24 protein-coding genes and 1 pseudogene are annotated in these 25,148 nt (G+C 64.2%); 11 read left to right on the top strand and 14 right to left on the bottom strand.

Going from position 1 to position 25,148, the window contains the following annotated elements; genetic code table 11:
* Positions 1-8: 8 nt before the first annotated feature.
* Positions 9-776 carry a leucyl/phenylalanyl-tRNA--protein transferase gene (aat, locus tag L858_RS22155; RefSeq protein WP_022681497.1) on the top strand — a complete coding sequence of 256 codons (768 nt, stop codon included), beginning with the start codon at positions 9-11 and terminating at the stop codon, positions 774-776.
* A 35-nt stretch (positions 777-811) separates the two neighbouring features.
* Here aat and L858_RS22470 read toward each other — a convergent pair.
* From L858_RS22470 to L858_RS0102090, 4 genes and pseudogenes are all read right to left on the bottom strand, one after another.
* Positions 812-982 (bottom strand): annotated as a pseudogene (locus tag L858_RS22470) (DUF2155 domain-containing protein); the annotation flags it as partial.
* Positions 983-1,218: 236 nt separating this feature from the next.
* Positions 1,219-1,617: an NADH:ubiquinone oxidoreductase subunit NDUFA12 gene (locus L858_RS0102100; RefSeq protein WP_022681496.1), complete on the bottom strand. Its 399-nt coding sequence runs from the start codon at positions 1,615-1,617 to the stop codon at positions 1,219-1,221.
* A 59-nt stretch (positions 1,618-1,676) separates the two neighbouring features.
* Positions 1,677-2,201 carry a DUF192 domain-containing protein gene (locus tag L858_RS0102095; RefSeq protein WP_022681495.1) on the bottom strand — a complete coding sequence of 175 codons (525 nt, stop codon included), beginning with the start codon at positions 2,199-2,201 and terminating at the stop codon, positions 1,677-1,679.
* 119 nt (positions 2,202-2,320) lie between these two features.
* Complete coding sequence (locus L858_RS0102090; RefSeq protein ID WP_022681494.1) at positions 2,321-2,845, bottom strand: regulatory protein RecX; 525 nt, start codon at positions 2,843-2,845, stop codon at positions 2,321-2,323.
* Between the two features lie 157 nt (positions 2,846-3,002).
* Between L858_RS0102090 and L858_RS0102085 the strand changes: the two genes are divergently transcribed.
* Entirely contained in the window at positions 3,003-4,763 is a 1,761-nt protein-coding gene (locus tag L858_RS0102085) for a fatty acyl-AMP ligase (RefSeq protein WP_037504251.1), read from the top strand.
* 169 nt (positions 4,764-4,932) lie between these two features.
* The gene (locus L858_RS0102080) at positions 4,933-7,233 is read left to right on the top strand and encodes a putative bifunctional diguanylate cyclase/phosphodiesterase (RefSeq protein ID WP_022681492.1); all 2,301 of its coding nucleotides are present in this window, start codon (positions 4,933-4,935) and stop codon (positions 7,231-7,233) included.
* On the opposite strand, the gene L858_RS0102075 is transcribed toward L858_RS0102080, so the two are convergent.
* The 5 genes from L858_RS0102075 to cysS all read right to left on the bottom strand — a co-directional run bounded on the left by L858_RS0102075 (position 7,230) and on the right by cysS (position 12,607).
* Entirely contained in the window at positions 7,230-7,979 is a 750-nt protein-coding gene (locus L858_RS0102075; RefSeq protein WP_022681491.1) for a ParA family protein, read from the bottom strand. The genes L858_RS0102080 and L858_RS0102075 overlap by 4 nt on opposite strands.
* 121 nt (positions 7,980-8,100) lie before the next feature.
* Positions 8,101-8,826 carry a cupin domain-containing protein gene (locus L858_RS0102070; RefSeq protein ID WP_022681490.1) on the bottom strand — a complete coding sequence of 242 codons (726 nt, stop codon included), beginning with the start codon at positions 8,824-8,826 and terminating at the stop codon, positions 8,101-8,103.
* 250 nt (positions 8,827-9,076) lie between these two features.
* Positions 9,077-10,447 carry a class II 3-deoxy-7-phosphoheptulonate synthase gene (locus L858_RS0102065; RefSeq protein ID WP_022681489.1) on the bottom strand — a complete coding sequence of 457 codons (1,371 nt, stop codon included), beginning with the start codon at positions 10,445-10,447 and terminating at the stop codon, positions 9,077-9,079.
* A 99-nt stretch (positions 10,448-10,546) separates the two neighbouring features.
* Entirely contained in the window at positions 10,547-10,906 is a 360-nt protein-coding gene (locus L858_RS0102060) for a Rap1a/Tai family immunity protein (RefSeq protein WP_022681488.1), read from the bottom strand.
* 171 nt (positions 10,907-11,077) lie between these two features.
* Positions 11,078-12,607: a cysteine--tRNA ligase gene (cysS, locus tag L858_RS0102055; protein WP_022681487.1), complete on the bottom strand. Its 1,530-nt coding sequence runs from the start codon at positions 12,605-12,607 to the stop codon at positions 11,078-11,080.
* A gap of 306 nt (positions 12,608-12,913) precedes the next feature.
* Between cysS and L858_RS0102050 the strand changes: the two genes are divergently transcribed.
* The 3 genes from L858_RS0102050 (at position 12,914) to L858_RS0102040 (ending at position 15,484) form a co-directional block, all read left to right on the top strand.
* On the top strand, positions 12,914-13,606 hold the full coding sequence (locus L858_RS0102050) for a Bax inhibitor-1/YccA family protein (protein WP_037504247.1): 693 nt from the start codon (positions 12,914-12,916) through the stop codon (positions 13,604-13,606).
* Positions 13,606-13,890, top strand: a complete 285-nt coding sequence (locus L858_RS0102045; protein WP_022681485.1) for a TFIIB-type zinc ribbon-containing protein — start codon at positions 13,606-13,608, stop codon at positions 13,888-13,890. Before L858_RS0102050 ends, L858_RS0102045 begins: the two co-directional genes overlap by 1 nt.
* A 133-nt stretch (positions 13,891-14,023) precedes the next feature.
* Entirely contained in the window at positions 14,024-15,484 is a 1,461-nt protein-coding gene (locus L858_RS0102040) for a mannose-1-phosphate guanylyltransferase/mannose-6-phosphate isomerase (protein WP_022681484.1), read from the top strand.
* 59 nt (positions 15,485-15,543) lie between these two features.
* Here L858_RS0102040 and polA read toward each other — a convergent pair whose 3' ends face one another.
* Positions 15,544-18,330 (bottom strand): DNA polymerase I, encoded by a 2,787-nt coding sequence (polA, locus tag L858_RS0102035; RefSeq protein WP_022681483.1) that lies wholly within the window; start codon positions 18,328-18,330, stop codon positions 15,544-15,546.
* 165 nt (positions 18,331-18,495) lie between these two features.
* Here polA and L858_RS0102030 point away from each other — a divergent pair, with 165 nt between their 5' ends.
* Together L858_RS0102030 and L858_RS20880 are read left to right on the top strand one after the other, a co-directional pair.
* On the top strand, positions 18,496-18,786 hold the full coding sequence (locus L858_RS0102030; protein ID WP_022681482.1) for a hypothetical protein: 291 nt from the start codon (positions 18,496-18,498) through the stop codon (positions 18,784-18,786).
* A 39-nt stretch (positions 18,787-18,825) separates the two neighbouring features.
* Positions 18,826-19,581 carry an energy transducer TonB gene (locus L858_RS20880; RefSeq protein WP_022681481.1) on the top strand — a complete coding sequence of 252 codons (756 nt, stop codon included), beginning with the start codon at positions 18,826-18,828 and terminating at the stop codon, positions 19,579-19,581.
* A 181-nt stretch (positions 19,582-19,762) separates the two neighbouring features.
* On the opposite strand, the gene arsC is transcribed toward L858_RS20880, so the two are convergent.
* The 4 genes from arsC to aroQ form a co-directional block, all read right to left on the bottom strand.
* Complete coding sequence (gene arsC / locus L858_RS0102020; protein WP_022681480.1) at positions 19,763-20,122, bottom strand: arsenate reductase (glutaredoxin); 360 nt, start codon at positions 20,120-20,122, stop codon at positions 19,763-19,765.
* Positions 20,119-21,471, bottom strand: coding sequence for an acetyl-CoA carboxylase biotin carboxylase subunit (gene accC / locus L858_RS0102015; RefSeq protein WP_022681479.1), 1,353 nt, complete (start codon positions 21,469-21,471; stop codon positions 20,119-20,121). The genes arsC and accC overlap by 4 nt, the downstream gene beginning before the upstream one ends.
* A gap of 12 nt (positions 21,472-21,483) precedes the next feature.
* Complete coding sequence (accB, locus tag L858_RS0102010; protein ID WP_022681478.1) at positions 21,484-21,969, bottom strand: acetyl-CoA carboxylase biotin carboxyl carrier protein; 486 nt, start codon at positions 21,967-21,969, stop codon at positions 21,484-21,486.
* Between the two features lie 95 nt (positions 21,970-22,064).
* On the bottom strand, positions 22,065-22,505 hold the full coding sequence (aroQ, locus tag L858_RS0102005; protein ID WP_022681477.1) for a type II 3-dehydroquinate dehydratase: 441 nt from the start codon (positions 22,503-22,505) through the stop codon (positions 22,065-22,067).
* A 117-nt stretch (positions 22,506-22,622) separates the two neighbouring features.
* On the opposite strand from aroQ, the gene thiS reads away from it, so the two are divergent.
* The 3 genes from thiS (at position 22,623) to L858_RS0101990 (ending at position 25,140) form a co-directional block, all read left to right on the top strand.
* Complete coding sequence (gene thiS, locus L858_RS0102000) at positions 22,623-23,624, top strand: sulfur carrier protein ThiS (protein WP_022681476.1); 1,002 nt, start codon at positions 22,623-22,625, stop codon at positions 23,622-23,624.
* A 170-nt stretch (positions 23,625-23,794) separates the two neighbouring features.
* Complete coding sequence (locus L858_RS0101995; RefSeq protein WP_022681475.1) at positions 23,795-24,505, top strand: CoA transferase subunit A; 711 nt, start codon at positions 23,795-23,797, stop codon at positions 24,503-24,505.
* Positions 24,505-25,140 (top strand): CoA transferase subunit B, encoded by a 636-nt coding sequence (locus tag L858_RS0101990; protein WP_022681474.1) that lies wholly within the window; start codon positions 24,505-24,507, stop codon positions 25,138-25,140. The genes L858_RS0101995 and L858_RS0101990 overlap by 1 nt, the downstream gene beginning before the upstream one ends.
* Positions 25,141-25,148: the final 8 nt, after the last annotated feature.

Raw genomic sequence — 25,148 nt, 5'->3', positions numbered from 1 at the left:
TTTGGCTGATGACGATTGATCCGCTGGTGTTGTTGCAGGCCTATGCGATCGGCGTGTTTCCCATGTCCGACGACCGCGAAGCGGACGAGGTCTATTGGATCGAGCCGAAACGGCGGGCGGTCATGCCGCTCGACGGCTTCCATATCTCGCATTCGCTGGCCAAGACGATCAAACGCGATCGCTTCCGTGTCACGGCCAACCGCAGCTTCGCCGGCATAGTCCAGCTATGCGCAGAGGCGGCCGTCGATCGGCCATCGACCTGGATCAATCATCCAATCGAACGCGCCTACCGCCATCTGCACGAGATCGGTTTCGCCCATAGTGTCGAGGTCTGGGAGGGTGAGGAACTGGTGGGCGGCCTGTACGGCGTGGCACTGGGGCGCGCCTTTTTCGGGGAAAGCATGGTGTCGCGGCGAACCGACGCGTCCAAGGTGGCGCTCGCCTGGCTGACGGCGCGGATGCGGTTCGGCGGCTTCACCCTGCTGGACTGCCAGTTCATGACTGAGCATCTCCGATCGCTCGGCGCGATCGAGATCAGCCAGCGCGAATATCTTCAGTCGTTGGCAGGAGCGTTGGACGGGGTGCCGTTGGCGGCGGGACGCGATGTGCTGGCAGGCGGCTCCGGCGTCTGGGCAGAGCTGGCATTTTCGCCGCTGGCCGGCGATGCGGTATCGCTGCCCCGTGCCGACGATACGCCGCCCTTATCTCCCAGCTTCACCGTGTCAGGCCCGGTATCAGGCCAAGCCATTGTGCAGCTTCTGACCCAGACGTCATAGATCGGGTGCTGCACCACGTTGCGGTCGGGCCGTTCCTTGAAAAGCCAGCCCGAGAAGTTGCGGCGCCATTTATTGTCGGCGGTGCTACGCACGTCCAATTGCACGAAGGCGCCGGTCTCCTGGACGTTTTCCCAGGGTGCGGTCGTTTCGCAGGCTTGTAGCCGAACGATGGCGTCGCCCACGCGCAGCGCTTCGCCGGGTTTCATGGTGAGGTCTGTGGTGATGCCGTTGCGCTTGTTGAGCAGGCCGATCACCGCGGCCCGCTCCGCCATGGGCGTGCCGGGAAGTGCCGCCGCACCACCGCCGTTGCGGATCTTCTGTCCCTCTATGCGGACGGGGCCGCTTTGATTGCTGGTGGGCATGTCATCCCCGCCGCAGCCGGTGACGATCAGTGCCAGTGCGCAAGGCAGGATCGGCAGGAAGCGCCCCGCCAGGCGCTGCATCATGATGCGTCGGGGCTCCACGCCTCATAATCGCCGGTCGCCTTCTGGCGCTGGCCGCCCTTTTCGAGCGCGCCCGAGGGGCGATAGGCGTTGGGTGTGCCGGTGGCGTTGGGGGTGAAATCCCGTTCCCAGATGCGCGGCGGCGGCAAAAAGCTTTCCGGCGTGCCTTCAATCGTGTGATGGAGCCAGCCATGCCATTCGGCAGGCACGCGGCTCGCGTCATTATTTCCGTTATATATGACCCAGCGGCGCGTCAGCCCGTTCGGGTCCTTGCCGCCTTCGTAATAGAGATTGCCCTGATGATCCTCCCCGACCTTCGTGCCGTTGCGGGAGGTGAAGAGTGAAGTGCCGATGGTTGCGCCATCCCACCAGGTGAAGATCTTGCCAAGGATTCCCATGGGCGAAGCGCTTAGCCGCTGCGGCTGGCGCTTGGCAAGGCGCTTCTATGGGCGGAGCGCTAATCGGGGCAGAAGTTGAGCGCGATGCGTCCCTTGTCCGCGGCCAAGGCGGCGCAGTTCCCCCAACGGACGCGGTCACCCTGCCGGATGTCCAATTCTGCCGCGCGCCCTCCCGGAAGTTCGAGGACAGCGATGACGGGGATGCCGGCCGATACGGGCTCTCGCGAATAGGGTTGGGCATTGGCCTTCAGAAAGGCGATCGTGCCGTCGGTGTGAATGAACAGCATGTCGAGTGGGATGAGCGTGTTTTTCATCCAGAAGCTGGCCGTCCGCGGCGGGTCCATCGGGAAAAGCATGCCGCCGTCCGGCGCCAGCGATTTGCGGAACATCAGGCCATTCTCCTGCTCCTTGGGGGAGAGCGCGACCTCGACGTTGAAACGGTGTTCGGCCCTGGGGGTGCGGATGGTTAGGGGTAGCAGGGTTGTGGACTGGGTGCTCGCGATGGATGCGGCGTTTTCCGCTTTCGGGGCGCTTTGGGAACAGGCGGTGAGGAGGGTGGCTGCGATGAGGAAAAAGCGCTTCATGGAGAGCGGGTTACTGCAACAGCTGGCGGGGTGCCATAGGGAAGACAATGCGCCCTGCGAAGACAGAGCCAGTTGAGGCGGCGGAACCAGGCTCCCGCTTTTTGCAGGAGCACAGGCGCTCATTCTTGAGGCTCGGGCACCTCGCCAGGCGGAGCGTCAATCCAGCGCCGCGCCATGTCGTAGCTGTGGCCCGCGCGCAGGAAGGCGGCGATGGCCTTCTCGCGCTGCTTGGGGTCCGGGCGAGCCTGTGCATAGGGGCCGAGGCGCTTGCGGCGGGCGAAGCGATCGGCGGCAGACCAGGCCTCCTTCTCGGTCTGCGCGTGGGCTTGCACACGGTCAGCCTCAGCAATGCCGTCTGCGCGCAGCGTCTGAGCGACACGGCGCGCGCCATAGCCGCGCCGGGCGAGCGAAGCGCTTTTCATCACGGCATAGCTCGCGTCGTCGACATAGCGCAGGTCGGTGAACCGTTCCACCAGCGCCTCTGGATCAGCGGGACCCTCGCCGCCCCAGCCGCGTTCCTGCAATTTGCGCTGGAGGTAGGAGAGCAGCTTCGCCCGGCTGGTGGCAAAGCGGCTGACATAGCGGAGCGCCAGTTCGCGCAGGCCCTCTTCATCCAGCGGGGGGCGGGGTCGTTTGCCGTTCATGCCCGCGCACCATGCTGCAAACGCCTTGATTATGCCACAGTCGGGCCGGAATTTTACCGCCCCTTATGCGCTAGAAGACCAAGCTGGAATGCAATATCCGGTGCAAAGCCGCTTCAAAGCTGTTAGCGGCGCGCCCGGACATATGATTATGACAAATATGACATTGGGTGACACCAACATGACGGGTTCGCAAAGCATGATGGCACCTACGCCGACCACCGACGATCTGCCCCGCCGCTTCTCGGATTTCGAGACGCTGGGCGAAGCGCTGGATTATGCTGCGATGGGGCAGCGGGGCCTTAATTTCCATGACGCACGCGGCAATCTGGCGCGGCCCTATCCGTTCAGCGAATTGCGCGCCGACGCCATCGCCTGCGCCCACCGGCTGATCGCCCATGGGGTGAAACCGCAGGATCGCGTGGCGCTGGTGGCGGAGACGGGCGCGGATTTCGCGCAGCTCTTCTTCGGCATCGTCTATGCCGGCGCCTGGCCGGTCCCGCTGCCGCTGCCGACCAGCTTCGGTGGCAAGGAAAGCTATATCGACCAGCTCAATGTGCAGTTGGACAGCTGCGACCCGATGCTGTTCCTCTTCCCCAAGGAGCTGGAAGAGATGGCAGGTGAGTCCGGCCGTCAGAAAAATGTCGAGAGCATCGCGTTCGAGGATTTTATCGCCCGCGAAGCCGTTGCCTGCGACCTGCCGCAAGCGCAGCCGCAAGAAATCGCCTATCTGCAATATTCGAGCGGCTCGACCCGCTTCCCTCACGGTGTGGCGGTGACCCACCACGCGCTGCTAAGCAACCTCGCCGCCCACAGCCATGGCATGCAGGTGCAGGACAGCGACCGCTGCATCAGCTGGCTGCCCTGGTATCATGACATGGGGTTGGTCGGCTGCTTCCTGTCGGTCGTCGCCAACCAGGTTTCGACCGATTATATGAAGACCGAGGATTTTGCCCGCCGTCCGCTGGCGTGGCTGGATCTCATCAGCCGCAATGAAGGCACGTCGATCAGCTATTCGCCGACCTTCGGCTATGACATATGCGCGCGGCGCATGTCGAGCCAGACCAAGGCCCAGGACCGTTTCGACCTGTCACGCTGGCGGCTGGCGGGCAATGGCGCGGACATGATCCGCCCCGACGTGATGCAGAGCTTCGTCGATGCATTCGGCGACGCGGGCTTCAGCCCCAGGGCGTTCCTGCCGAGCTATGGCCTGGCTGAGGCGACGCTGGCGGTCACCATCATGCCGCCGGGCGAGGGCATCATCGTCGAACTGGTCGAGGAAACCGACCTGTCCGGCGGCGACGCAACCGAAGGACGTCCGCAGCGCTTCCGCTCGATTGTCAATTGCGGCAAGCCCGCGCGCGACATGATCGTGGAAATCCGCGACGAGGATGGCGGGGTACTTGGCGAGCGGCAGATCGGCAAGGTGTGGACCACCGGACCCAGCCTCATGGTTGGCTATTTCCGCGACCAGGAGGCGACCGACGCCTGCATGGCCGGTGGTTGGCTGGACACCGGAGACATGGGCTATTTGAGCGACGGCTATCTCTACATTGTCGGCCGCGCCAAGGACATGATCATCATCAACGGCAAGAATCACTGGCCGCAGGATATCGAATGGGCGGTGGAGCAGCTGCCCGGCTTCAAGCAGGGCGACATTGCCGCCTTCGCGATCACCACGCCGGGCGGCGAGGAAGCGCCTGCGGTGCTGGTCCATTGCCGCACCTCCGACAATGACGAGCGCACCCGGTTGCGCGACCAGATTCGCGAGCGGGTGCGGGCGATCACCGGCATGAACTGCGTCGTCGAACTGGTGCCGCCGCGCACCCTGCCGCGGACCAGCTCGGGCAAGCTCAGCCGGTCGAAGGCGCGCAACCTCTATCTGACGGGTGAAATCCGCCCTTATGATATCGCGGCCTGAGCGAACGGAGTCGAGGCCGCTTTCCTGCCCCTTGTCAAAGGATATAACCCCTAAGAGCAGGCGCGCGGGTTACGGATTGCTAACCGCTTGTCGCTAAACCGTCGGGGTGAGAAGCGGGCAACACTCGATCCCTGAACCGGAACAGCAGGAGCGCGTCTCGCTGAAGGCGATGATGGGGCTCGGCAGCGATCGAGGCGAAGCCGCCGCCCGCGTCCTCGCGGCGCAACTGCGCTCGGGCGACAATGTCGCGCTGCTCCGCCACGCGATGAACCTCTTCGGCCTGATCTTCCTCTGGCAGGTGTTCGGCGGCCACGGGGCGAGTTCGCGCCTGTCGCTGTTCAGCGTCCTGCTGATCCTGTCGATTGTCTTGAATATCCTATCCTGCAGCCGCCGGCGGTCGTCAGGCTATGGCGGGCTGACGGTCGCCGATCTGCGCTCGCAGGGCCTTGGCGGATTGCTCCACGGGCTGCTCTGGGCAGGGTGCATGGTGTCGATGCCGACCGGGCATGGTCCGGCTGAGCTGGTCGCGCACTGGACCTTGATCAGCTGCGTCATGGTGTGCGGCGCGATCAGTTTCGCGGCCACGCCGCTCGCCGCCACCGGCTTCCTGCTGCCCTGCGTCGCGGCTTTGCCGGGGATGTTCAATGCCAGCGGCCAGCTTCCGCTACTTGCCTTGGCGACCAGCTACGCCCTGTCGCTGCTGGTCGGCTGCTTCATCTATGCGCGGACCTTCACCCGTCAGCACAGCGCCAGCGTCCAGCTCGAGGAAAAGAGCGAGGTCGTGAGCCTCCTGCTGCGCGAATATGACCAGGGCGCGCCGGACTGGCTGTGGCAGACCGATGCAGCGCGGCGGCTGAACGGCGTATCTCCGCGCCTTGCAGAGATGCTGGGGGTGCCGGCAAGCGCCGTCGAAGGCGCGTTACTGGTCCAGGTGCTGGCCGGCAGCGCGTGGGACAGCGGATTGTTCCCGGCCGGTCTTCATGGGCTTGCCGACCATCTGAAACGCCGAGAAAGCTTCAGCAACGTCGTGCTGCCGGTCGAGGTCAAGGGACTGACCCGCTGGTGGGAATTGTCGGCCTCGCCCCGCTATGATGATGCGGGCGCGTTCCTCGGCTTTCGGGGCGTCGGCTCCGATATCACGGAACAGCGGGAGTCGGCCGAGCGGATCACCCAGCTTGCGCGCTTCGATGCGCTGACCGGCTTGCCCAATCGCGCCCATCTGCGCGACGTTCTCGACCAGGCGATGAGCGGCGGCGGCGTTGGCCGAACGGCCAATTGCGCCTTCCTGATGATCGATCTCGACCGGTTCAAGGCGGTCAACGATACGTTGGGCCATCAGATCGGCGACAAGCTGCTGAGCCAGGTAGCGCGACGGCTGCGTCATATTTGCTCCGGCAGTGAATTCTGCGGCCGCATCGGGGGCGATGAGTTCGCCATCGTCATTCCGCACTCCGGCCCCGAACACGCGATCGACCGGCTGGCGGCCGCGATCATCAGCGGCCTGTCCACACCCTACCAGGTCGATCAGCACATGCTGTTCGTCGGCGCCTCGGTCGGGTCGGCGGTCGCGCCGCAGGATGGGGTAGAACCCGAAGCGCTGATCCGCAGCGCCGACCTGGCGCTCTATCGCGCCAAGAGCGAAGGCGGGGGCATGCATTGCGCCTATGAGCCGCAACTTCACGCGCAGGCGGAAGAACGCCGCAAGCTGGAACTGGCGCTGCGTGACGCGCTGGAGAAGGATCAACTGCATGTCCTTTACCAACCGGTCGTGGATGCGGACAGCGCCGCCATTCTCGGGTTCGAGGCGCTGGCTCGCTGGACACATCCCGAAATGGGGCCGATTTCGCCCGCCAAGTTCGTGCCGGTGGCCGAGGAAGCCCGGCTGATCGGTCCGATCGGCGAATGGGTGCTGCGGACCGCGTGCATGGAGGCGGCGCGCTGGCCTGACCCGGTGCGGGTCGCGGTGAATGTGTCGGCCGAGCAGCTGACGCACCCCAGCTTTATCGCGGCGGTCGTGTCCGCGCTGGGCCAAAGCGGTCTTGATGCCCACCGGCTGGAGCTGGAAGTGACCGAAAGCCTGTTCGTCAACGCCGCTGCGGGCTCACTCAAGATTCTCGATCAGCTGCTCGCGCTCGGCGTCCAGCTTTCGCTCGATGATTTCGGCACCGGCTATTCCTCGCTCGGCTATCTTAGCCGCACGCGCTTCAATACGATCAAGATCGACCGCAGCTTCGTCGTGGGCGCGTCTAACAACAAGGCGGCGAGCCTGGCGATCATTCGCGCCGTCGTGACCCTTGCCGACAGCCTGGGCATGGCGACCACAGCCGAGGGGGTGGAGACGGAAGCCGAACTGGCGATGGTGCGGCGGCTGGGCTGCCGCAAGGTGCAGGGCTATTATTTCGGGCGGCCGATGTCGGCTGCCGATGCACTCACCCTGTTCCCGCGCGACCCGTTGAGGGCCAGCGCCTAAACCCTCTGCACCTGCCGCTCGATCGAGGTCCACAGCCCCGCGAACGCCTGCGCCGGGGGTGAGGCTGCCGCGAAGGCGCCGAGCGGCTTGCGGCGCACCGCCATCTGTTCGACCGTGCTTGCCATCGGGATGGCGGGCCAGCCGGGCTGCGAGTCGAGCGCGGCGCGGTGCAGGCTGCGGCGGCGATCGACCATCGAATAAACCGGCATGATCGGCGGATGGCTGCCGCCGCGCTGCACCAGATAGCGGGCGACTTCCCCCATGGCGCGCTGCGCGAGCGGCGAGGGGATGACCGGGATCACGATCATGTCGGCGGCGCGCAGCACCTGCTCGCTTGTTTCGGTAAGGCCCGGTGGGCAATCGAGGATGATGCGGTCATAATCGCGGCTCAGCGTATCGATCAGCTTGGCAAGCCGCTTCTTCTTGTCCATTTCGCGGAACAGATGATCAAGGCTGCGCAGCGACGTGTCGGCGGCGATGAGGTCGAGGCCGGGCACGGTTGACGGCTGGATCAGCCTGCGGACTTCCACATCCTTGCTGAAGATCGCCTGTGCCGCATCGCGGCTCTCCATCTCAGTGGAAATCAGCCAGCTCGACGCCGCCTGCGGATCGAGATCCCACAGCAGCGTCCGGCGCTTGGAGATGCAGGCCGATGCCCAGGCGAGGTTTATCGCGAAGGTGGTTTTGCCAACGCCCCCCTTGAGGCTGTAGACGGCGATGGTCGCCAATGCCGGTTCCTTTGCCATGGGCGGAGGCTATCTTGCTGCGCCGCCAAAGCAAGGGCTGAAATCACGGCATTGTTACGCCGGTGTGACGGGCTGAACGGCCAAGGGACGGTTGACCGTTCAGCCCGCCGGAGACGCCTGCTCAGGCAGGACGGTAGATGGCGTACACTTTCTTGACGTGCTCGCGGCTTTCCCAGCTGCAATGCGCGCCCTGTTCGACCAGGAAGATGTCGCCTTCGCGGAATGTCTGCTCGCGCCCCTCACCATCCACGAAAGTCACGCTGCCTTGCAGCAGGTGCATGAGCTCATAATGGCGATAGGGCATGGAGCGGCGGTGGTAGGGCGTGGAATCCCATGTGCCGCACACGAACTCCGTGTCGGCGGAGCGATAATCGGTGAAGTTGCGGCAGCTGGGTGTGGGGCCGACGAGCAGTTCGGCAAGCGGCGCGCCAGATGGTTCGAGCGGCGCGCTCTCATCGATCGGGATGATCGCCGGCGCGGCGGCGGGGCTGCCGTTGCGGCGCATGGCGATCAGGCGTGCACCGTCGCGCGAGGACCAGGTGAAGCCGCTCCCCCTGGTGACGACAGCGCTCTGATTGCCGGTGAGTTGCGTCGTGCTGTCGCTGCTCTCAAGCGTAAGCGCGCCGTCGAGAAGGATGAGAAATTCGTCGTCGGGCAGGGTTTCTACCCGGCCACGCCCTTGGGGCAGGGCGATCAGGCTGACGGAGACAGGGCCTTGCGGCAGGCCGAGCGTGGCGCGGCTGGCGAGGAAAGCATCCCCTTGTGCGTCGGCAGGGATGGTCGCGCCTTCCGCAAAGGCGCGCAGATCGCGGAAGCTGCGGGTTTCGACGGCCAATGCTTCGGTCATGGTCTTTCCTTCCACGTGCCTCCCTTCGGGCTGAGCCAGTCGAACCCCTTTTTCTTTGGGGAATGGGCAAGCCCTTCGACAAGCTCAGGGCGAACGGGGAGGGGGTAGGTTCGCCGAGTTGATCCTGTATCTAGATGGGCGCGCACGATATATTCCCCTCAAGCCGCCGCATGGCGCAGGGGATTGTGCCATAAAAAATCCCGCCGCGAGGTGTCCACGCGGCGGGATCGATTTTGTTCGTTGTGAAGGATCAGGCCGCGGCGCGGCGTTCCTTCAGTTCCTCGTTCAGCATTTCCGCGAGCAGGAAGGCGAGTTCCAGGCTCTGCGCCGCGTTGAGGCGCGGGTCGCAATGGGTGTGGTAGCGATCGGCCAGCCCCTCGTCGGTGATGGCGATGGCGCCGCCGGTGCACTCCGTCACATTCTGGCCCGTCATCTCGGCATGGATGCCGCCGCCGAAGCTGCCTTCCGCGCGGTGCACCGCGAAGAAGCCGCGCACCTCGGCCAGGATGCGGTCGAACGGGCGCGTCTTGTAGCCATTGGCCGCCTTGATGACATTGCCGTGCATCGGGTCGCAGGACCAGACTACCGGATGGCCTTCCTTCATGACCGCGCGCACCAGCTTGGGCAGGCCCGCCTCGATCTTGTCATGGCCATAGCGGGAGATGAGCGTGATGCGCCCCGCCTCGCGCGAGGGGTTCAGGATGTCGAGCAGGCGGATGAGCGCATCCGGCTCCAGGCTCGGGCCGCACTTCATGCCGATCGGATTGCCGATGCCGCGCAGATATTCGATATGGGCCGAGCCTTCGAACCGCGTGCGATCGCCGATCCAGACCATATGCGCCGACGTGTCGTACCAGTCACCGGTCAGCGAATCCTGCCGGGTCAGCGCCTGCTCATAGGGGAGCAACAACGCTTCATGGCTGGTGTAGAAGCTGGTTCCGCCAAGCTGGGGCACGGTGTCGGGCGACAGGCCGCAGGCGCGCATGAAGTCGAGCGCCTGGCCGATCTGGTCTGCCATGGCATCGAACTTCGCGGCCCAAGGCGAGCGGCCCATGAAATCGAGCATCCAGCCATGAACCCGGTCGAGGCTCGCATAGCCGCCGGTCGAGAAGGCGCGCAGCAGGTTGAGGGTCGCGGCCGATTGGTTGTAGGCGCGGATCATGCGCTGCGCATCGGGCTCGCGCGCTTCGGGCGTGAAGGCGATGTCGTTCACATTGTCGCCGCGATAGCTAGGCAGCTCCACACCGCCGATCGTCTCGGTATCGGCCGAGCGCGGCTTGGCGAACTGACCCGCCATCCGGCCGACCTTCACGATCGGCAGCTTGGACGCGAAGGTCAGCACCACCGCCATCTGCAGCAGCACGCGGAAAGTGTCGCGGATGTTGTTCGGGTGGAACTCAGCGAAGCTCTCGGCGCAATCGCCGCCCTGCAGCAGGAACGCCTCTCCGTTCGCGACCTTGGCAAGATCATGCTTCAGGTTCCGCGCTTCGCCGGCAAAGACGAGCGGGGGAAACTGACTGAGCTGTCCCTCCACGGCGGCCAGAGCCTCCGCATCACGATAGGAGGGCATCTGAATGCCCTTATGCTCCCGCCAGCTTTCCGGCGTCCATTTCGCCGCCACTTTGAGTCTCCCAAAGATAATGAAATAGGCGCCGCACCTACGCGCAACCAGTGGCTAACGCAAGTTTATAGCGGTGGCGGGCAGCTTGCGGCCCAGGAGCTATTTGTCGCAGGGGTAGCGTTCGTTGAGGGCGATGCTGACCAGCACGGAGGCGGGGCCTTTGCGCTGGTCCGGATAGCGGGTGATGTAGGCAACGACGATGCGCCTCACCTCCTCCGCATCCATCTGGGCCGGCCAGCAATTGGGCCGCGCCCGGCCGATGAACACGTCCTTCTTGATGCCGTCGACCGCGCCGACGATATAGGCGGTGCAGGCGAGCGCATATTCGGGCGCCTTGTTGCGGCACTTGGCGAGCAGGGTCGCGCCGGTTTCGAACATATAGCTTTGCGCATGCGCGGCCACGGGCAGCGATACAGGGCTGCCGAGCGCGAGGATCGCGGCGAATGCATATCTTGGCATCTGCAAAGACTGCCCCTTGGCGGACAGGCTGCCCAAAGCGGACGGTCTAATCCGCGCCCATAGTGCCTCGGGCGCGAGCCGCGCTCCAGTGAGGATAAGGATTACGCACTTTTAAGAGGAGGCTATGTTCCTGCACCTGAACGCCGCCTTAGCGTCCTGCCAGAGTGGCTTTCAGGCCAGGGCCAAACGCCAGTCCCATCGCAGCGGATCGCCGTCCATGACCTCCACGCCGCGAGCGATCAGGCTGTCGCGGATTTCATCGGACAGGGCGAAGTCCTTCTCCGCGCGAGCGGTCTGGCGGCGGTCGAGCTCGGCCTCGATCTCCTCGGGAGTGATCGCCGCATCCTTCGGCGCCAAGCGCAGGTCCGCACGGCCTATCGTCAGCAGATTGAGGCCCAGCGCCTGGTCGAAAGCGGCGAGCAGGCAGAGCTTTTCATCGACGGGCACCTTCTTGAGCGCGATCGTCTCCTCCAACAGCGGCAACGCGCGCGGCGTCATAAGGTCGTCGCTGAGCGCGGCATCGAACTGTTCGAGCAGGGGCGCGAGCTTGGGGTGCAGATTGGCACGCAGATAGTGCAGACGGGGTGACTGCCATGTTACCCCCTCGGCACGGGCCTTGAGGCTTTCCACGCCCATGACGAGGCGCTTCAGCCGGGTAAGGGCAGCGGCGACGCTCTCCGCGCTGAATTCCAGCTCGCTGCGATAATGGGCGCCCAGGCACAACAGGCGATAGGCGAGCGGATGCACGCCGGCATCGATCAGGGAGAAGAGGGTGGTGAAGCCCCCCTTCGACTTGCTCATCTTGCCCTGCCGATCCACCAGGAAATTATTGTGCATCCACCATTTGGCGCCGGTGAAGCTTGCGCTCGCGGCATCCGGCGCATCGCAGCAAGCGTGAAAGGCCTGGTTCTGCGCGATCTCGTTCGGGTGATGAATCTCGCGATGATCGATGCCGCCGGTGTGGATATCGAACGGATGGCCGAGGCGCGCCTCGCTCATCACCGAGCATTCCAGATGCCAGCCCGGCGCGCCCTTGCCCCAGGGGGAGTCCCATTCCATCTGGCGCTGTTCGCCCGGAGGAGATTTGCGCCAGATCGCGAAGTCCGAAGCGTTGCGCTTGCCCGCGACCGGATCGATGCGGGCATGGGCTGCGTCGTCCCGGCCGCCGGCCAGCGCGCCATAATCGGGGACCGTGCTGCTGTCGAAATAAAGTCCCGTTTCCAGTTCGTAGCAGTGGATGGGCGCGATCTTCTGCGCAAATTCGATCATCTGCGGGACATAGTCGGTGGCGACCGTCCATTCGCTGGGCGGGATGATGTTGAGGTCGGCGATATTCTGCTTGAAGGCGTGCGTATAATGGGCGGCGATGTCCCAGATGCTCTTCGCCTGCGCGCGGGCGGCGGCTTCCATCTTGTCGTCGCCGGCGTCGGCATCGCTCGTCAGGTGGCCGACATCGGTGATGTTGATGATGTGGGTGACCGTCAGGCCTTTCCACAGCAAGGTGCGGCGCAGCGTGTCGGTGAAGACATAGGCGCGCAGATTGCCGAGATGGGCGTAATTATAGACCGTCGGGCCGCAGCTATAGATGCGGGCGCGGTTCGCTTCGATGGGCGCGAAGGGTTCGACCGTGCGCGTCAGGCTGTTGAAAAGGCGCAAAGGCGCATCGGCATGCTGCTCGGCGGGGGTGAACTGGTCGCTCATTGGCGCAGCCATGCGGCGGTTCTGCCCAAGAATCAACTTTGGCGTGATTTGTAACAAATTGTTGCCAACGGGCCGATCCCTTGCACTTGGGCGTTCATCCACCGATATTGCTTGTGCGGGCCGGGCCCCTCTGGCGGTTGGATCGATGTGACATGATCCAGCCGTGATGTCGGACCGCATCGAGTGTGCTCGGTGCAGGTTCGTGAGCGTTTGCCCCCCTCTGACGTGCACGAAGACCGCGCCGGGCCACTCGATCCCTAACCGACGTTTGGATGGAGTATTAACGCCGTGAACAATCCCGTTCGTATGCCGGGCTATGGTGCGAGCCAGACGGCGCAGACCGATGCCGGGCTGCGCGCGCACATGCTGGGCGTTTTCCGCAATATGGGCATCGGCCTGGTCATCACAGGCCTGGTCGCCGCCTTCATCGGCAACACGCCGGCGCTGGCTGCCGCGATCTTCGGCACCCCGCTCAAATGGGTGGCGATCTTCGCGCCGCTGGCCTTCGTGTTCTTCTTCAGCTTCCGCATCGAAAAGATGACGACCGCGGGAGCGCGTATGGCCTTCTACGCCTTTTCAGGCGTGATGGGCGTGTCGCTCGCCAGCATCTTCCTGGTCTTCACCGGGGGGAGCATCGCACAGGCCTTCTTCTCGGCTGCGGTCATGTTCCTTGCCATGGCGCTGTGGGGCTATACCACCGGGCGTGACCTGTCGAAGTTCGGGTCGTTCCTGATCATGGGCCTGATCGGCATATTGGTCGCGAGCCTCATCAACATCTTCATCGGCTCGTCCGCCATGGCGATGGTGATCTCGATCATCGGTGTCGTGGTCTTCACCGGCCTTACCGCCTGGGACGTGCAGCGCATCAAGTCGGAATATTTCACCTATGCCGGCCATGAGGTCGCGCAGAAGATGCAGGTGATGGGCGCGCTGTCGCTCTACCTGAACTTCGTCAACCTGTTCCAGATGCTGCTGAGCCTGACGGGCGAGCGCGAATAATGCGGGATGCTCATGCGGTGTCGGCCATGCTCTGCCCGGTCTGTCATGTGGGCCTCTCCATGACCGACCGGCAGGGGGTGGAGATCGATTTTTGCCCGCAGTGCCGGGGCGTCTGGCTGGACCGGGGCGAGTTGGACAAGATCATCGAGCGTTCGACGCGGGATGTTGCCGCCGCCGCTCCGGTGGTCCAGCCGAGCTACCGGCCGGATCGCGACTATCGCGATGATGGGCGATATTATCAGAAGAAGCGGAAGAAGAGCTTTCTCGAAGAGCTTTTCGACTGACGGGATGAGCCGGGCCGGCATTGCTGGTCCGGCTTTTTCACGCCTCCTGTTTTCCGATTAGGTGCGCGCGCGGATTGAAATGCGGAGCCGATCGGGCATAGACGATGCTCGTTTCCTGTTGAAAAGTCGAGCCATGCCCCAGATTGCCGCGTCGGAAGTTCAGAATGTCACGCCCGTCATCTTGGCTGGCGGCAGCGGCACGCGGCTTTGGCCCCTGTCGCGCAAATCCTACCCCAAGCAATTTGTCCCGCTTCTGGGTGAGGGAACGCTGTTCCGGTCGGCAGCTGCGCGCCTCACCGGTGCGGGGGAGGGCTTCGCCTTTTCACGCCCGCTGGTACTGACCAGCTCCACCTTCCGCTTTATCGTGGCTGAGCAGCTGGCGCAGGAGGGGTTGGACCCCGAAGCGATCCTGATCGAGCCGGCGGTGCGCAATACCGCCCCCGCCATATTGGCGGCAGCGCTCTATCTGCAGACGCGGCGGCCCGGCGCCTTGATGCTGGTGGCGCCCTCCGATCATGTCGTGCCCGATGCCGACGCGTTTCGCGCGGCGGTGGGGCAGGGCGTTTCAGCAGCGCTGGAAGGCAATCTCGTCACCTTCGGCATCGCGCCGACGCGGCCGGAGACGGGCTATGGCTATTTGCAGCTGGTTGCGAAGCCCGATGCCGCCGGCCATCCGGTGAAGCTGGCCCGCTTCGTGGAGAAGCCCGATGCGGAGCGTGCCGCTGCCATGCTCGCAAGCGGCGACCATCTGTGGAATGCCGGGATTTTCCTGTTCGCGGCCAAGGACCTGATCGCCGCCTTTGAAACGCATGCGCCGGAGGTGCTGAGCGCGGTAAAGGCGGCTGTCGAGCAGGCGGAAGGCGATCTGGGCTTCTGCCGGCTCGCGGTCGAGCCTTGGGAAGCCTGCCCCGACATTTCCATCGACTATGCGATCATGGAGCGGGCGGCGAACCTCTCCGTCGTGCCCTATCGCGGCGACTGGTCCGATCTGGGCGGCTGGGACGCGGTGTGGAGCCATTTGCAGCCGGATGAGCAGGGCGTCGCGCTATCCGGCGCCGCGACGGCCATCGATTGCCGCGACACGCTGCTGCGCTCGGACAGCGAGGGGCTGGAGCTGGTCGGCCTCGGCCTCGACAATGTGATCGCCATCGCCATGAACGACGCTGTGCTGATCGCCGACAAGTCGCGATCGCAGGACGTGCGGCTGGCGGTTGATGCGCTGAAGAAGAAGGGCGCGGCGCAGGCGGAGAATTTCCCCAAGGATCATCGCCCCTGGGGCTGGTATGAGAGCCTGTTGGTCGGCGGACGGTTCCAGGTCAAGCGGATCACCGTCCTGCCGGGCGCCTCGCTCAGTTTGCAAAGCCATTTCCATCGGTCGGAACATTGGATCATCGTGGAGGGCACCGCGAAGGTGACCGTTGACGAGGAGATCAAGCTGCTCTCGGAAAACCAGTCCGTCTATATTCCCGTTGGCACCCGGCACCGGATGGAAAATCCCGGCCGCATCCCACTGGTGTTCATCGAGGTCCAAACGGGGTCCTATGTCGGCGAGGATGATATCGTGCGCTATGAGGATCGGTACGCGCGGGGGTGAAGGCGCCGCCTATCCTCTCAGTCATTGCCGCAAGCGTCAAGATGATGAGGTGAAAGCCGCTAATGCGCCGCGCCCCAGCTTGGGCCATGACCGATCTCGACGCCCAGCGGCACGCTGAGCTTCACGATCGGCTCGGCGGCCGTTTCCATCACGCGGCGGATGATGGCGCTGGCCTGCTCCACATCGCCCTCCGGCAGTTCGAACACCAGCTCGTCATGCACCTGCAGCAGCATCTTCACACCATGCAGCCCTTCGGCCGCCAGCGCCGGACCCATGCGGGTCATGGCGCGCTTGATGATGTCGGCGCTGGTTCCCTGGATCGGCGCGTTGATCGCGGCGCGCTCGGCGCCCTGCCGTTCATGCTGCACCGGCGCCTTGATGCGTGGGAACCAGGTCTTCCGGCCGAACAGCGTTTCGGTGTAACCCTGCGCGCGCGCCTTCTCGATCGTCTCGGTGATGTAGAGACTGATGCCGGGGAAGCGCTCATAATAGCGGCTGATCATGTCCTGCGCCTCGTCGGCACTGATCTCCAGCCGGCCGGCGAGGCCCCAGCGAGAGATGCCGTAGAGGATCGCAAAGTTGATCGTCTTGGCCCGCCCGCGCGTGTCGCGGTTGACTTCGCCGAACAATTGCTGGGCGGTCGCGGCATGAATATCCTCCCCGGCTAGGAAGGCTTCGCGCAGCTGTGGCACGTCGGCGATATGGGCGGCGAGGCGCAGTTCGATCTGGCTATAGTCCGCCGCCAGGATGACGTTACCCGGTTCCGCAACGAAGGCGTGGCGGATCTGGCGGCCGACTTCGGTGCGGATCGGAATATTCTGGAGGTTGGGATCGGTCGAGGATAGTCGGCCGGTCTGCGCGCCCGACAGGCTGTAGCTCGTATGGACGCGGCTCGAATCCCTGTTGATCTGCGCCTGAAGTGCGTCGGTATAGGTGGATTTGAGCTTAGAAAGCTGGCGCCAGTCGAGCACCTTGCCGGCGATCTCCGCCCCTTGCGCCTTCAACTGCTCCAGGATGGTGACGTCGGTCGAATAGGCGCCCGACTTGCCCTTCTTTCCGCCCTTATAGCCCATCTTGTCGAACAGGATCGCGCCGAGCTGCTGAGTCGAGCCGATGACGAAGGGCTGGCCCGCTATGCCATGAATCTCCCCCTCCAGCTTGGCGATTTCGGCGGTAAACTCGGCGGAGAGGCGGGAGAGGGCCTCGCGATCCACCTTGATCCCCTCATGCTCCATCCGGGCGATGACCGAGACGAGAGGGCGGTCGACCAATTCATAGACGCGGCTCGCGCCTTCGTTGGCGATCCGGTTCTTGAACCGCTTCCACAGGCGCAGCGTGACGTCGGCGTCCTCTGCCGCATATTCGGTTGCCTTGTCGAGCGGCACTTCCGCAAAGCTGATCTGGCTCTTGCCGGTGCCGCACACATCCTTGAAGCTGATGCATGTGTGATTGAGGTGGACCTTCGCCGCCTCGTCCATGCCGTGTCCGGCAAGGCTTTGCCCGGCGTCAAGGTCGAAGCTCATGACGATGGTGTCGTCATAGGGCGCGATTTCGATCCCGTGTCGGCGCATGACGGTCAAGTCATATTTGAGATTCTGGCCGACCTTGAGGACGCTGTCGTCCTCCAGCAGCGGCTTGAGCTTTGCGAGGACCAACTCCTTGGGCAGCTGTTCGGGCCGCTCGGCGAACATATCCTTGCCGCCATGGCCGACGGGGATGTAGCAGGCCGCATTCGGACCGACGGCGAGGCTGATGCCGACCAGCGCGCAGGACACGCAGTCGAGCATGTCCGTCTCGGTATCGACGGCGACGATGCCTTCCGCGTGAGCGGCGGCGATCCAGCGGTCGAGCGCCCCTTCCGTCACCACCGTTTCATAGAGGCTTCGGTCGATCGGCGGCTCCTCCTCCAGCACTGGCGCTGAAGGAGCGGCCGCTTCGGTAACGGCAGCGGCAGCGGTCGCGATCGCCACCGCGGCTGCCGGCGCGCCGAGGCGGGTCAGCAGCGACTTGAAGCCGTGATGCTCGAGGAAATTCTGCAGTGGCTCGGTCGGGAGACCTTTAAGGGTGAGTTCCTCCAGCGGTTCGGGCAGGTCCATGCCATCGTGCAGCGCCACCAGCTTGCGCGACAACCGTGCCATGTCGGCATGGGCGATGAGATTTTCCTGCATCTTCGATTTCTTCATGCGCGGCGCAGCGTCGAGCGCGGCTTCCAGGCCGCCATATTCTGTGATGAGCTTGGCGGCGGTCTTGGGGCCGATGCCGGGAACGCCGGGAACATTGTCGACGCTGTCGCCCATCAGCGCGAGGACGTCGCCCAACTGCTCGGGCTGCACGCCGAATTTGGTCATGACATAGTCGGCGCCGCGCCGCTCATTCTTCATCGTGTCGTACATGTCGACACCGGGCTGGATAAGCTGCATCAAATCCTTGTCGGAGCTGACGATGGTGACGTGCCAGCCCGCCGCGACGGCGGCCTTGGTGTAGCTGGCGATGATGTCGTCCGCCTCGAACCCGGCCTCCTCGATGCAGGGGAGGGAAAATGCGCGGGTGGCGTCGCGGATCATCGGAAATTGCGGAACCAGGTCCTCCGGCGGCGGCGGACGGTTCGCCTTGTAGGCGTCATACATGTCGTTGCGGAATGTGTGGCTGCCCTTGTCCAGCACGACTGCAAGGTGGGTCGGACCCTCCGCCTTGCCCAGCTCGTCGGCCAGCTTCCAGAGCATCGTGGTATAGCCATAGACCGCGCCGACGGGCTGGCCGTGCCGGTTGGTGAGCGGCGGCAGCTGGTGATAGGCGCGGAAGATATAGCCGCTGCCGTCGACGAGATAGAGATGATTCTGGGGCATGGCGCAGGGGATAGCGGGTTATGCAGAGTGGCTCCAGCCCGCTTGTTTGTTCCCGGTCTTCTCCCTTTTGGAGGCGGCGATCGCGCGCCGCGAGCCAGCAAGGGAAATAATCGAACCAAACGCCGTCTCCTTCGTTTCACATCCAGGTTAATCTGGAGACGGACGATGATGAAATCAGTCTTGTTGATTGCAGGTTTGGCGGCCGCCGCCTCGGTGGGCGGCTGTGCGCGTGAAACGACGCGCGACAGCCTGCGCGGCGCGGGTATCGGCGCGGTAGGCGGTGCAGTCGCCGGCGCGATCGTGCCGGGGCTGGGCGTGGCTGAAGGCGCGGCGATAGGTGCGGCAGGCGGCGCGGTCGTCGGCGCAGCGACGTCGGACGGCGAACGCAATTGGCGGCGCGACAGCCGCGGTCGTGACTATTATATCGATCGCAACGGCAACCGCGTTTATCGCTAAACGCGAAGCCGCCGTGCCTGGCGCACGGCCTTTATCGAGATGACAGGCCCATGGGCGCAGCGATGGCGGGGGCAGGCAAGGATCGCTCCCGCGATCGCCGCGCTCATTGTCAATGCGATCATCGGCTACGCGCTGATCATCGGATTGCAGGCGGGTCCGCTGTTGCAAACCGTCAAGGATGAGGTGCAGCTGGCGCTCTTCGATCTGAAGCCGCCGGCGGAAAAGCCGCATCCTGCCGCGGTACCGGAAAAGCCGCGTGCAGCTGGCCGCGAGAGCGCTCAAGCCGCGCCTTCTCCCCCGAGCCGGAAAGAAGTCGTGGCGGAAACAGCTGTCGTTGCGCCAGCGCCCATTGTCACGCTTCCTGCTCAGCCCTTGGCCGCTGCCAGTCCGCCGCCGACGCTCACTGTCGGCTCCGGGTCCGGGGGTGAGGGTGAAACCGGGAGCGGGAGCGGCTCTGGAGGGTCAGGCGCGGGAGGGGGCGGCGACGGCGAGGGATCGGGCGGAGGCGGCGGCGAATTTTCCCGCGCCCGCCAGACAGGCGGACGTTTTCGCAATGCGGATTTTCCCGATGAGCTGCGCGGCGCCGGCCGGGTGAAGATCGGCGTCCGCTACGCCATCAACCCGTCAGGCCGCGTCGACCAGTGCGACGTAATCGAAGGCAGCGGTTATCCGGAAGTCGATACGATGACCTGCCGCATCATCATGGAACGCTACCGCTTCCGCCCCGCCCGTGATCCCGACGGCTATGCCGTGTCGGAGGTGCGGGAAGAGGATTATCGGTGGACGGTGCGCTGAGGCCTGACCCAGTTCGAGTGACCGTCACAAGGGGCCCTTCGACAAGTTCAGGACAGGTTTGATCCGGGGTTCCGCTGCTTCCTTGCCGTTGGCGAGGCAGCGGAACCCCGGGGCAAGCTCGGGGTGACGAAAGGACTCTTAACGCACGGAATGTCGATGGACGGTGCGCTAGGGGCGCAGATCAGTTGCCTTCGCTCAGCAACTCGCTCACGCGCTCGGGCGGACGGGCGATCACCGCACCCTCGTCCGTGATGACGATGGCGCGTTCGATCAGGATGGGGTGCGCGGCCATCGCGTCCAGGACAGCCTGATCGTCAGTAACGTCCAGGCCGATCTCCTTCATGACGGCCTCGCCCTTGCGCAGCGCCTCCGAAGGGCGGACACCTGCCTTCGCCAGCACGGCTTCGATCTCCGCGCGGCTGGGCGGGGTCTTCAGATATTCGACGACCTCGGCTTCGACACCCGGCGCCGCTTCGAGGATCGCGAGTGCAGCCCGCGATTTGGAGCAGCGCGGATTATGCCAGATGATCGCCTTGGTCACGGGGCCTCGTCCTTCGCCAGCCAATCTTCCAGCCACTTGATCGTATAGTCGCCGTTGAGGAAGTCCGGATCGGTCAGCAGCTTCTGGTGGAGCGGGATCGTGGTCTTCATGCCCTCGATCACATATTCCTCCAGCGCCCGCTTGAGGCGCATGATCGCGCCTTCGCGGGTGCGGCCGTAGACGATCAGCTTGCCGATCATGCTGTCGTAGTAAGGCGGCACCTTATAGCCTTGATAGAGGCCGCTATCGACGCGGACATGCATGCCGCCGGGCACATGATAGCTGGTGACCGTGCCGGGCGAAGGCGCGAAGGTGCGCGGGTCTTCGGCATTGATGCGGCATTCGATGGCATGCCCGTGGAACTCGATATCGTCCTGCTCGACCGAGAGCGGCTTGCCCTCCGCTACGCGGATCTGTTCGCGGACGAGGTCGACGCCGGTGATCATCTCCGTCACCGGATGTTCCACCTGCAGGCGGGTGTTCATTTCGATGAAGTAGAATTCGCCGTCTTCCCAGAGGAATTCGATCGTACCCGCGCCACGATAGCCCATGTCGGCCATCGCCTTGCGCACCACTTCGCCCATCCGGTTACGCTCGGCGGCGGAGAGGACGGGGGAGGGGGCTTCCTCCAGCACCTTCTGGTGGCGGCGCTGGAGCGAGCAGTCGCGCTCGCCTAGGTGGATCGCCTTGCCATTGCCGTCGCCGAAGATCTGGAATTCGATATGCCGGGGGTTGCCCAGATATTTTTCCATATAGACGGTGTCGTCGCCAAACGCGGCCTTGGCTTCGGAGCCGGCCTGCTTCATCAGCGTTTCGAGCTGGGATTCTTCCGGCACGACCTTCATGCCGCGACCGCCGCCGCCCGACGCCGCCTTGATCAGCACGGGGTAGCCGATCTTCGCGGCGACCTGCTTGGCTTCCTCGATCGAGGTGATTGCGCCGTCGGAACCGGGAACGAGCGGCAGGCCGAGCGCACCGGCGGTGCGCTTCGCCTCCACCTTGTCACCCATGATGCGGATATGTTCGGGCTTCGGACCGACGAAGGCGATGTTGTGCGCCTCCACGATCTCCGCGAACTGGGCGTTTTCCGAGAGGAAGCCATAGCCCGGGTGAATCGCGTCCGCGCCGGAGATTTCGGCGGCGGAGATGATCGCGGCGATATTGAGATAGCTGTCCTTGGCCGCGGGCGGGCCGATGCAGATCGCTTCGTCGGCAAGGCGCACATGCATGGCGTCAGCGTCGGCGGTGGAGTGGACCGCCACCGTCTTGATGCCCATTTCATGGCAGGCGCGATGAATGCGGAGCGCAATTTCGCCCCGGTTGGCGATCAGCAGCTTTTCGATGGCCATATGCAAGCGGCCTTATTCTATGACGATCAGCGGCTGGTCATATTCGACCGGCTGGCCATTATCGACCAGCACAGCCTTGACCGTGCCGGCGTTGGGCGCGGTAATCGCGTTCATCACCTTCATCGCCTCGACAATCAGCACGGTGTCGCCCGCCTTCACGGTCGAACCGATCGGCGCGAAGGGTGCCGCACCTGGCTCGGCAGCAAGATAGGCAGTGCCCACGATGGGCGAGCGCACGGCGTTTACGGCAGCGGCGGGCGCAGCGGTTTCGGCCGGGGCGGCCGCGGCCGGGGCGGGTGCCGCAACGGGAGCGGCGGCAAAAGGAGCGGGCGCATAGGCGATGCCATTCCCGCCGCCCACCTTGCGCGCGACGCGGATCTTGCGATCGCCGTCCTCGACCTCGATCTCTGTCAAATTGGTGTCGTCCAGAAGAGCGGCGAGATCCCGCACCAGTTGCACGTCCACCTGCATTGCGCCCTTTTCAGCCTTGTCGTTCATGTCATGTCCCTGGCCGGTAAATTTTCGTTCTGACGCCCGCGCCTATGCGCATTTCGGGCGAAGCGCAACTTTTGTGCGCCAAAATCCCCTGGCTTCTACAGTTCGAGCGCGGCTTCCAGCGCCAGCATATAGGACATGGCGCCGAAACCCGCGATCGTTCCCTTTGCCGCCATGCCGACATAGCTTTTGTGGCGGAAGGGCTCGCGCGCATGGGGATTGGATAGGTGAACTTCGATCACCGGCACGGTGACGCCCTTGATCGCATCGTGCAGCGCGATCGATGTGTGGGTAAGGCCGCCGGGGTTGAGGATCACGGCGTGCGCACCCTCAGTGTGCGCCTCCTGCAGCCAATCGATCAGATGACCCTCATGGTTGGACTGGCGGAAGTCGATTTCCACATGGGCGCGGCCGGCCGCATCCTCCATCCGCTCGGCTATATCGTCCAACGTGTCATAGCCGTAGATATCCGGTTCCCGAGTGCCCAGCATGTTCAGGTTGGGGCCGTTCAGCACATAGATTTTGCGCGTATCGGTCATGGCGGTCCCCTTATAGTTGCGAGCGGGGCATCGCCGCCCCTATATGCGCCGTGATCTTTAGCCGTTCGTGTCGCGCCAAGTCGAGACACGTTCTTTCTGATGAGACAGGACAGAGCATTGCACGTCGACGGAACCGTATCGATCACCATCAATGGCGAGCATCGCCGCGTCCGCGCCGGCATGACGCTGGCGGAACTGGCAAGCGAACTGGGCTTCGTGCCGGAGAAGGTCGCGGTGGAGCGCAACCTTGAGGTGGTGCCGCGCTCGACCCTCGCGCAGGTGTGCGTGGAGGATGGCGACGAACTGGAGATCGTGCACTTTGTAGGGGGCGGCGACGTTTCGGCGGTCGATGACGACAGCTGGACCGTCGCAGGGAAGACGTTTCGATCGCGCCTGATCGTGGGCACCGGCAAATATAAGAATTTCGAGCAGAATGCGGCGGCCGTCGCCGCCTCGGGGGCGGAGATCGTTACGGTTGCGGTTCGGCGCGTCAATGTGTCGGATCCCAAGGCCCCCATGCTGACCGACTTCATCGATCCGAAGAAGATCACCTATCTACCCAACACGGCGGGCTGCTACACCGGCGAGGAGGCGATCCGCACGTTGCGGCTGGCGCGCGAGGCGGGCGGCTGGGACCTCGTCAAGCTGGAAGTTCTGGGCGAGGCGCGCACCCTCTATCCCGACATGGTGGAGACGCTGCGCGCGACGGAGGTGCTGGCGAAAGAAGGCTTCAAGCCGATGGTCTATTGCGTCGACGATCCGATCGCGGCCAAGCGGCTGGAGGATGCGGGCGCGGTCGCGATCATGCCGCTGGGCGCGCCGATCGGATCGGGCCTCGGCATCCAGAACCGGGTGACGATCCGGCTGATCGTCGAGGGCACGAAGCTGCCCGTGCTGGTGGATGCAGGTGTCGGCACCGCGTCCGAGGCGGCGCAGGCGATGGAACTGGGCTGCGCCGGGGTGCTGATGAACACGGCGATCGCCGAGGCCAAGGATCCGGTGCTGATGGCCGCTGCGATGAAGGCCGGAGTCGACGCCGGCCGCATGGCCTATCGCGCCGGCCGCATGGGCAAGCGCCTGTATGCCGATCCGTCGAGCCCGCTGGCGGGGCTGATCTAGATAGGCGAGGCCTGATTGGAATTCTCCTCCCTTCCGCTGGGTAAGGTGAGGGAGGCGCAGGAGAGCATCTCCTTTGCTTCTCCAGCAAAACAACTTTCGCCAACGCAGCAAATTGACCCCCCGCCTGCTTGCTCTTATCAGCTAGGCCACGTTGAGGAGGTCCACAGGATATGGTGAAGAAACTCTACCCCGATGCTGCATCTGCGCTGGAGGGGCTGCTCTTCGACGGCATGCATCTGTGCGCCGGCGGTTTTGGCCTGTGCGGCATTCCCGAGCGGCTGATCGACGCGATCCGCGATAGCGGCGTCAAGGACCTGACCATCGCATCCAATAACGCTGGAATTGATGGCGAGGGCCTCGGCAAGCTTCTGCGCACGCGCCAGGTCAAGAAGATGATCTCCTCCTATGTCGGCGAGAACAAGGAGTTTGAGCGGCAATATCTGGCCGGCGAACTGGAGGTGGAATTCTGCCCCCAGGGGACGCTGGCCGAACGCTGCCGGGCCGGCGGCGCGGGCATTCCCGGCTTTTACACCAAGACCGGCGTCGGCACGGCCGTGGCCGAGGGCAAGGAAGTCAAGAATTTTGACGGACAGGATTATATCCTTGAACGCGGCATCTTCGCTGACGTGTCGATCATCAAGGGCTGGAAGGCCGACGAGAGCGGCAACCTCATCTTCCGCAAGACCGCGCGCAACTTCAACCAGCCGATGGCGACCGCGGCGAAAATCTGCGTCGCCGAAGTCGAGGAAGTGGTGCCGACCGGTAGTCTTGATCCCGACGCGATCCACCTGCCGGGCATCTACGTCAAGCGCATGATCGTCGGCGCGCCTTACGACAAGAAGATCGAATTCCGCACCGTTCGCCAGAAGGAAGCTGTCTGATGCCCTGGACTCGTGATGAGATGGCCGCGCGGGCGGCGAAGGAACTGAAGGACGGCTTCTACGTCAATCTGGGCATTGGCATTCCGACGCTGGTGGCCAACCATATCCCGGCGGGCGTCGAGGTGACGCTCCAGTCGGAAAACGGCATGCTGGGCATCGGCCCCTTCCCCTATGAGGGCGAGGAGGATGCCGACCTCATCAATGCGGGCAAGCAGACGATCAGCGAACTGCCGCAATCGGCCTATTTTTCCAGCGCCGACAGCTTCGCGATGATCCGGGGTGGGCATATCGACCTCACTGTGCTGGGCGCGATGGAGGTCGCGGAAAATGGCGACATCGCCAACTGGATGATCCCGGGCAAGATGATCAAGGGCATGGGCGGCGCGATGGACCTGGTCGCGGGCGTCAAGAAGATCATCGTGGTGATGGAGCATACGTCGAAGGACGGCAGCCCGAAATTCATCCCGGCCTGCACGCTGCCCCTGACCGGCAAGAATGTGGTCGACATGATCGTCACCGACCTCTGCGTCTTTCAGCGGCCCGACCACGACAGCCCGTTCCGGCTCATCGAACTCGCTCCGGGCGTGACGGCGGAGGAAGTCGCGGCTAAGACTAGCGCCTCTTATCTCAGCTGAGGAAGCGG

The sequence above is a fragment of the Sphingobium bisphenolivorans genome, assembly GCF_000412635.1.
GTDB lineage: Bacteria > Pseudomonadota > Alphaproteobacteria > Sphingomonadales > Sphingomonadaceae > Sphingobium > Sphingobium bisphenolivorans.
The sequence above is the reverse complement of the archived record's forward strand: the minus strand, read 5'-3'. Positions and strand labels throughout refer to the sequence as shown.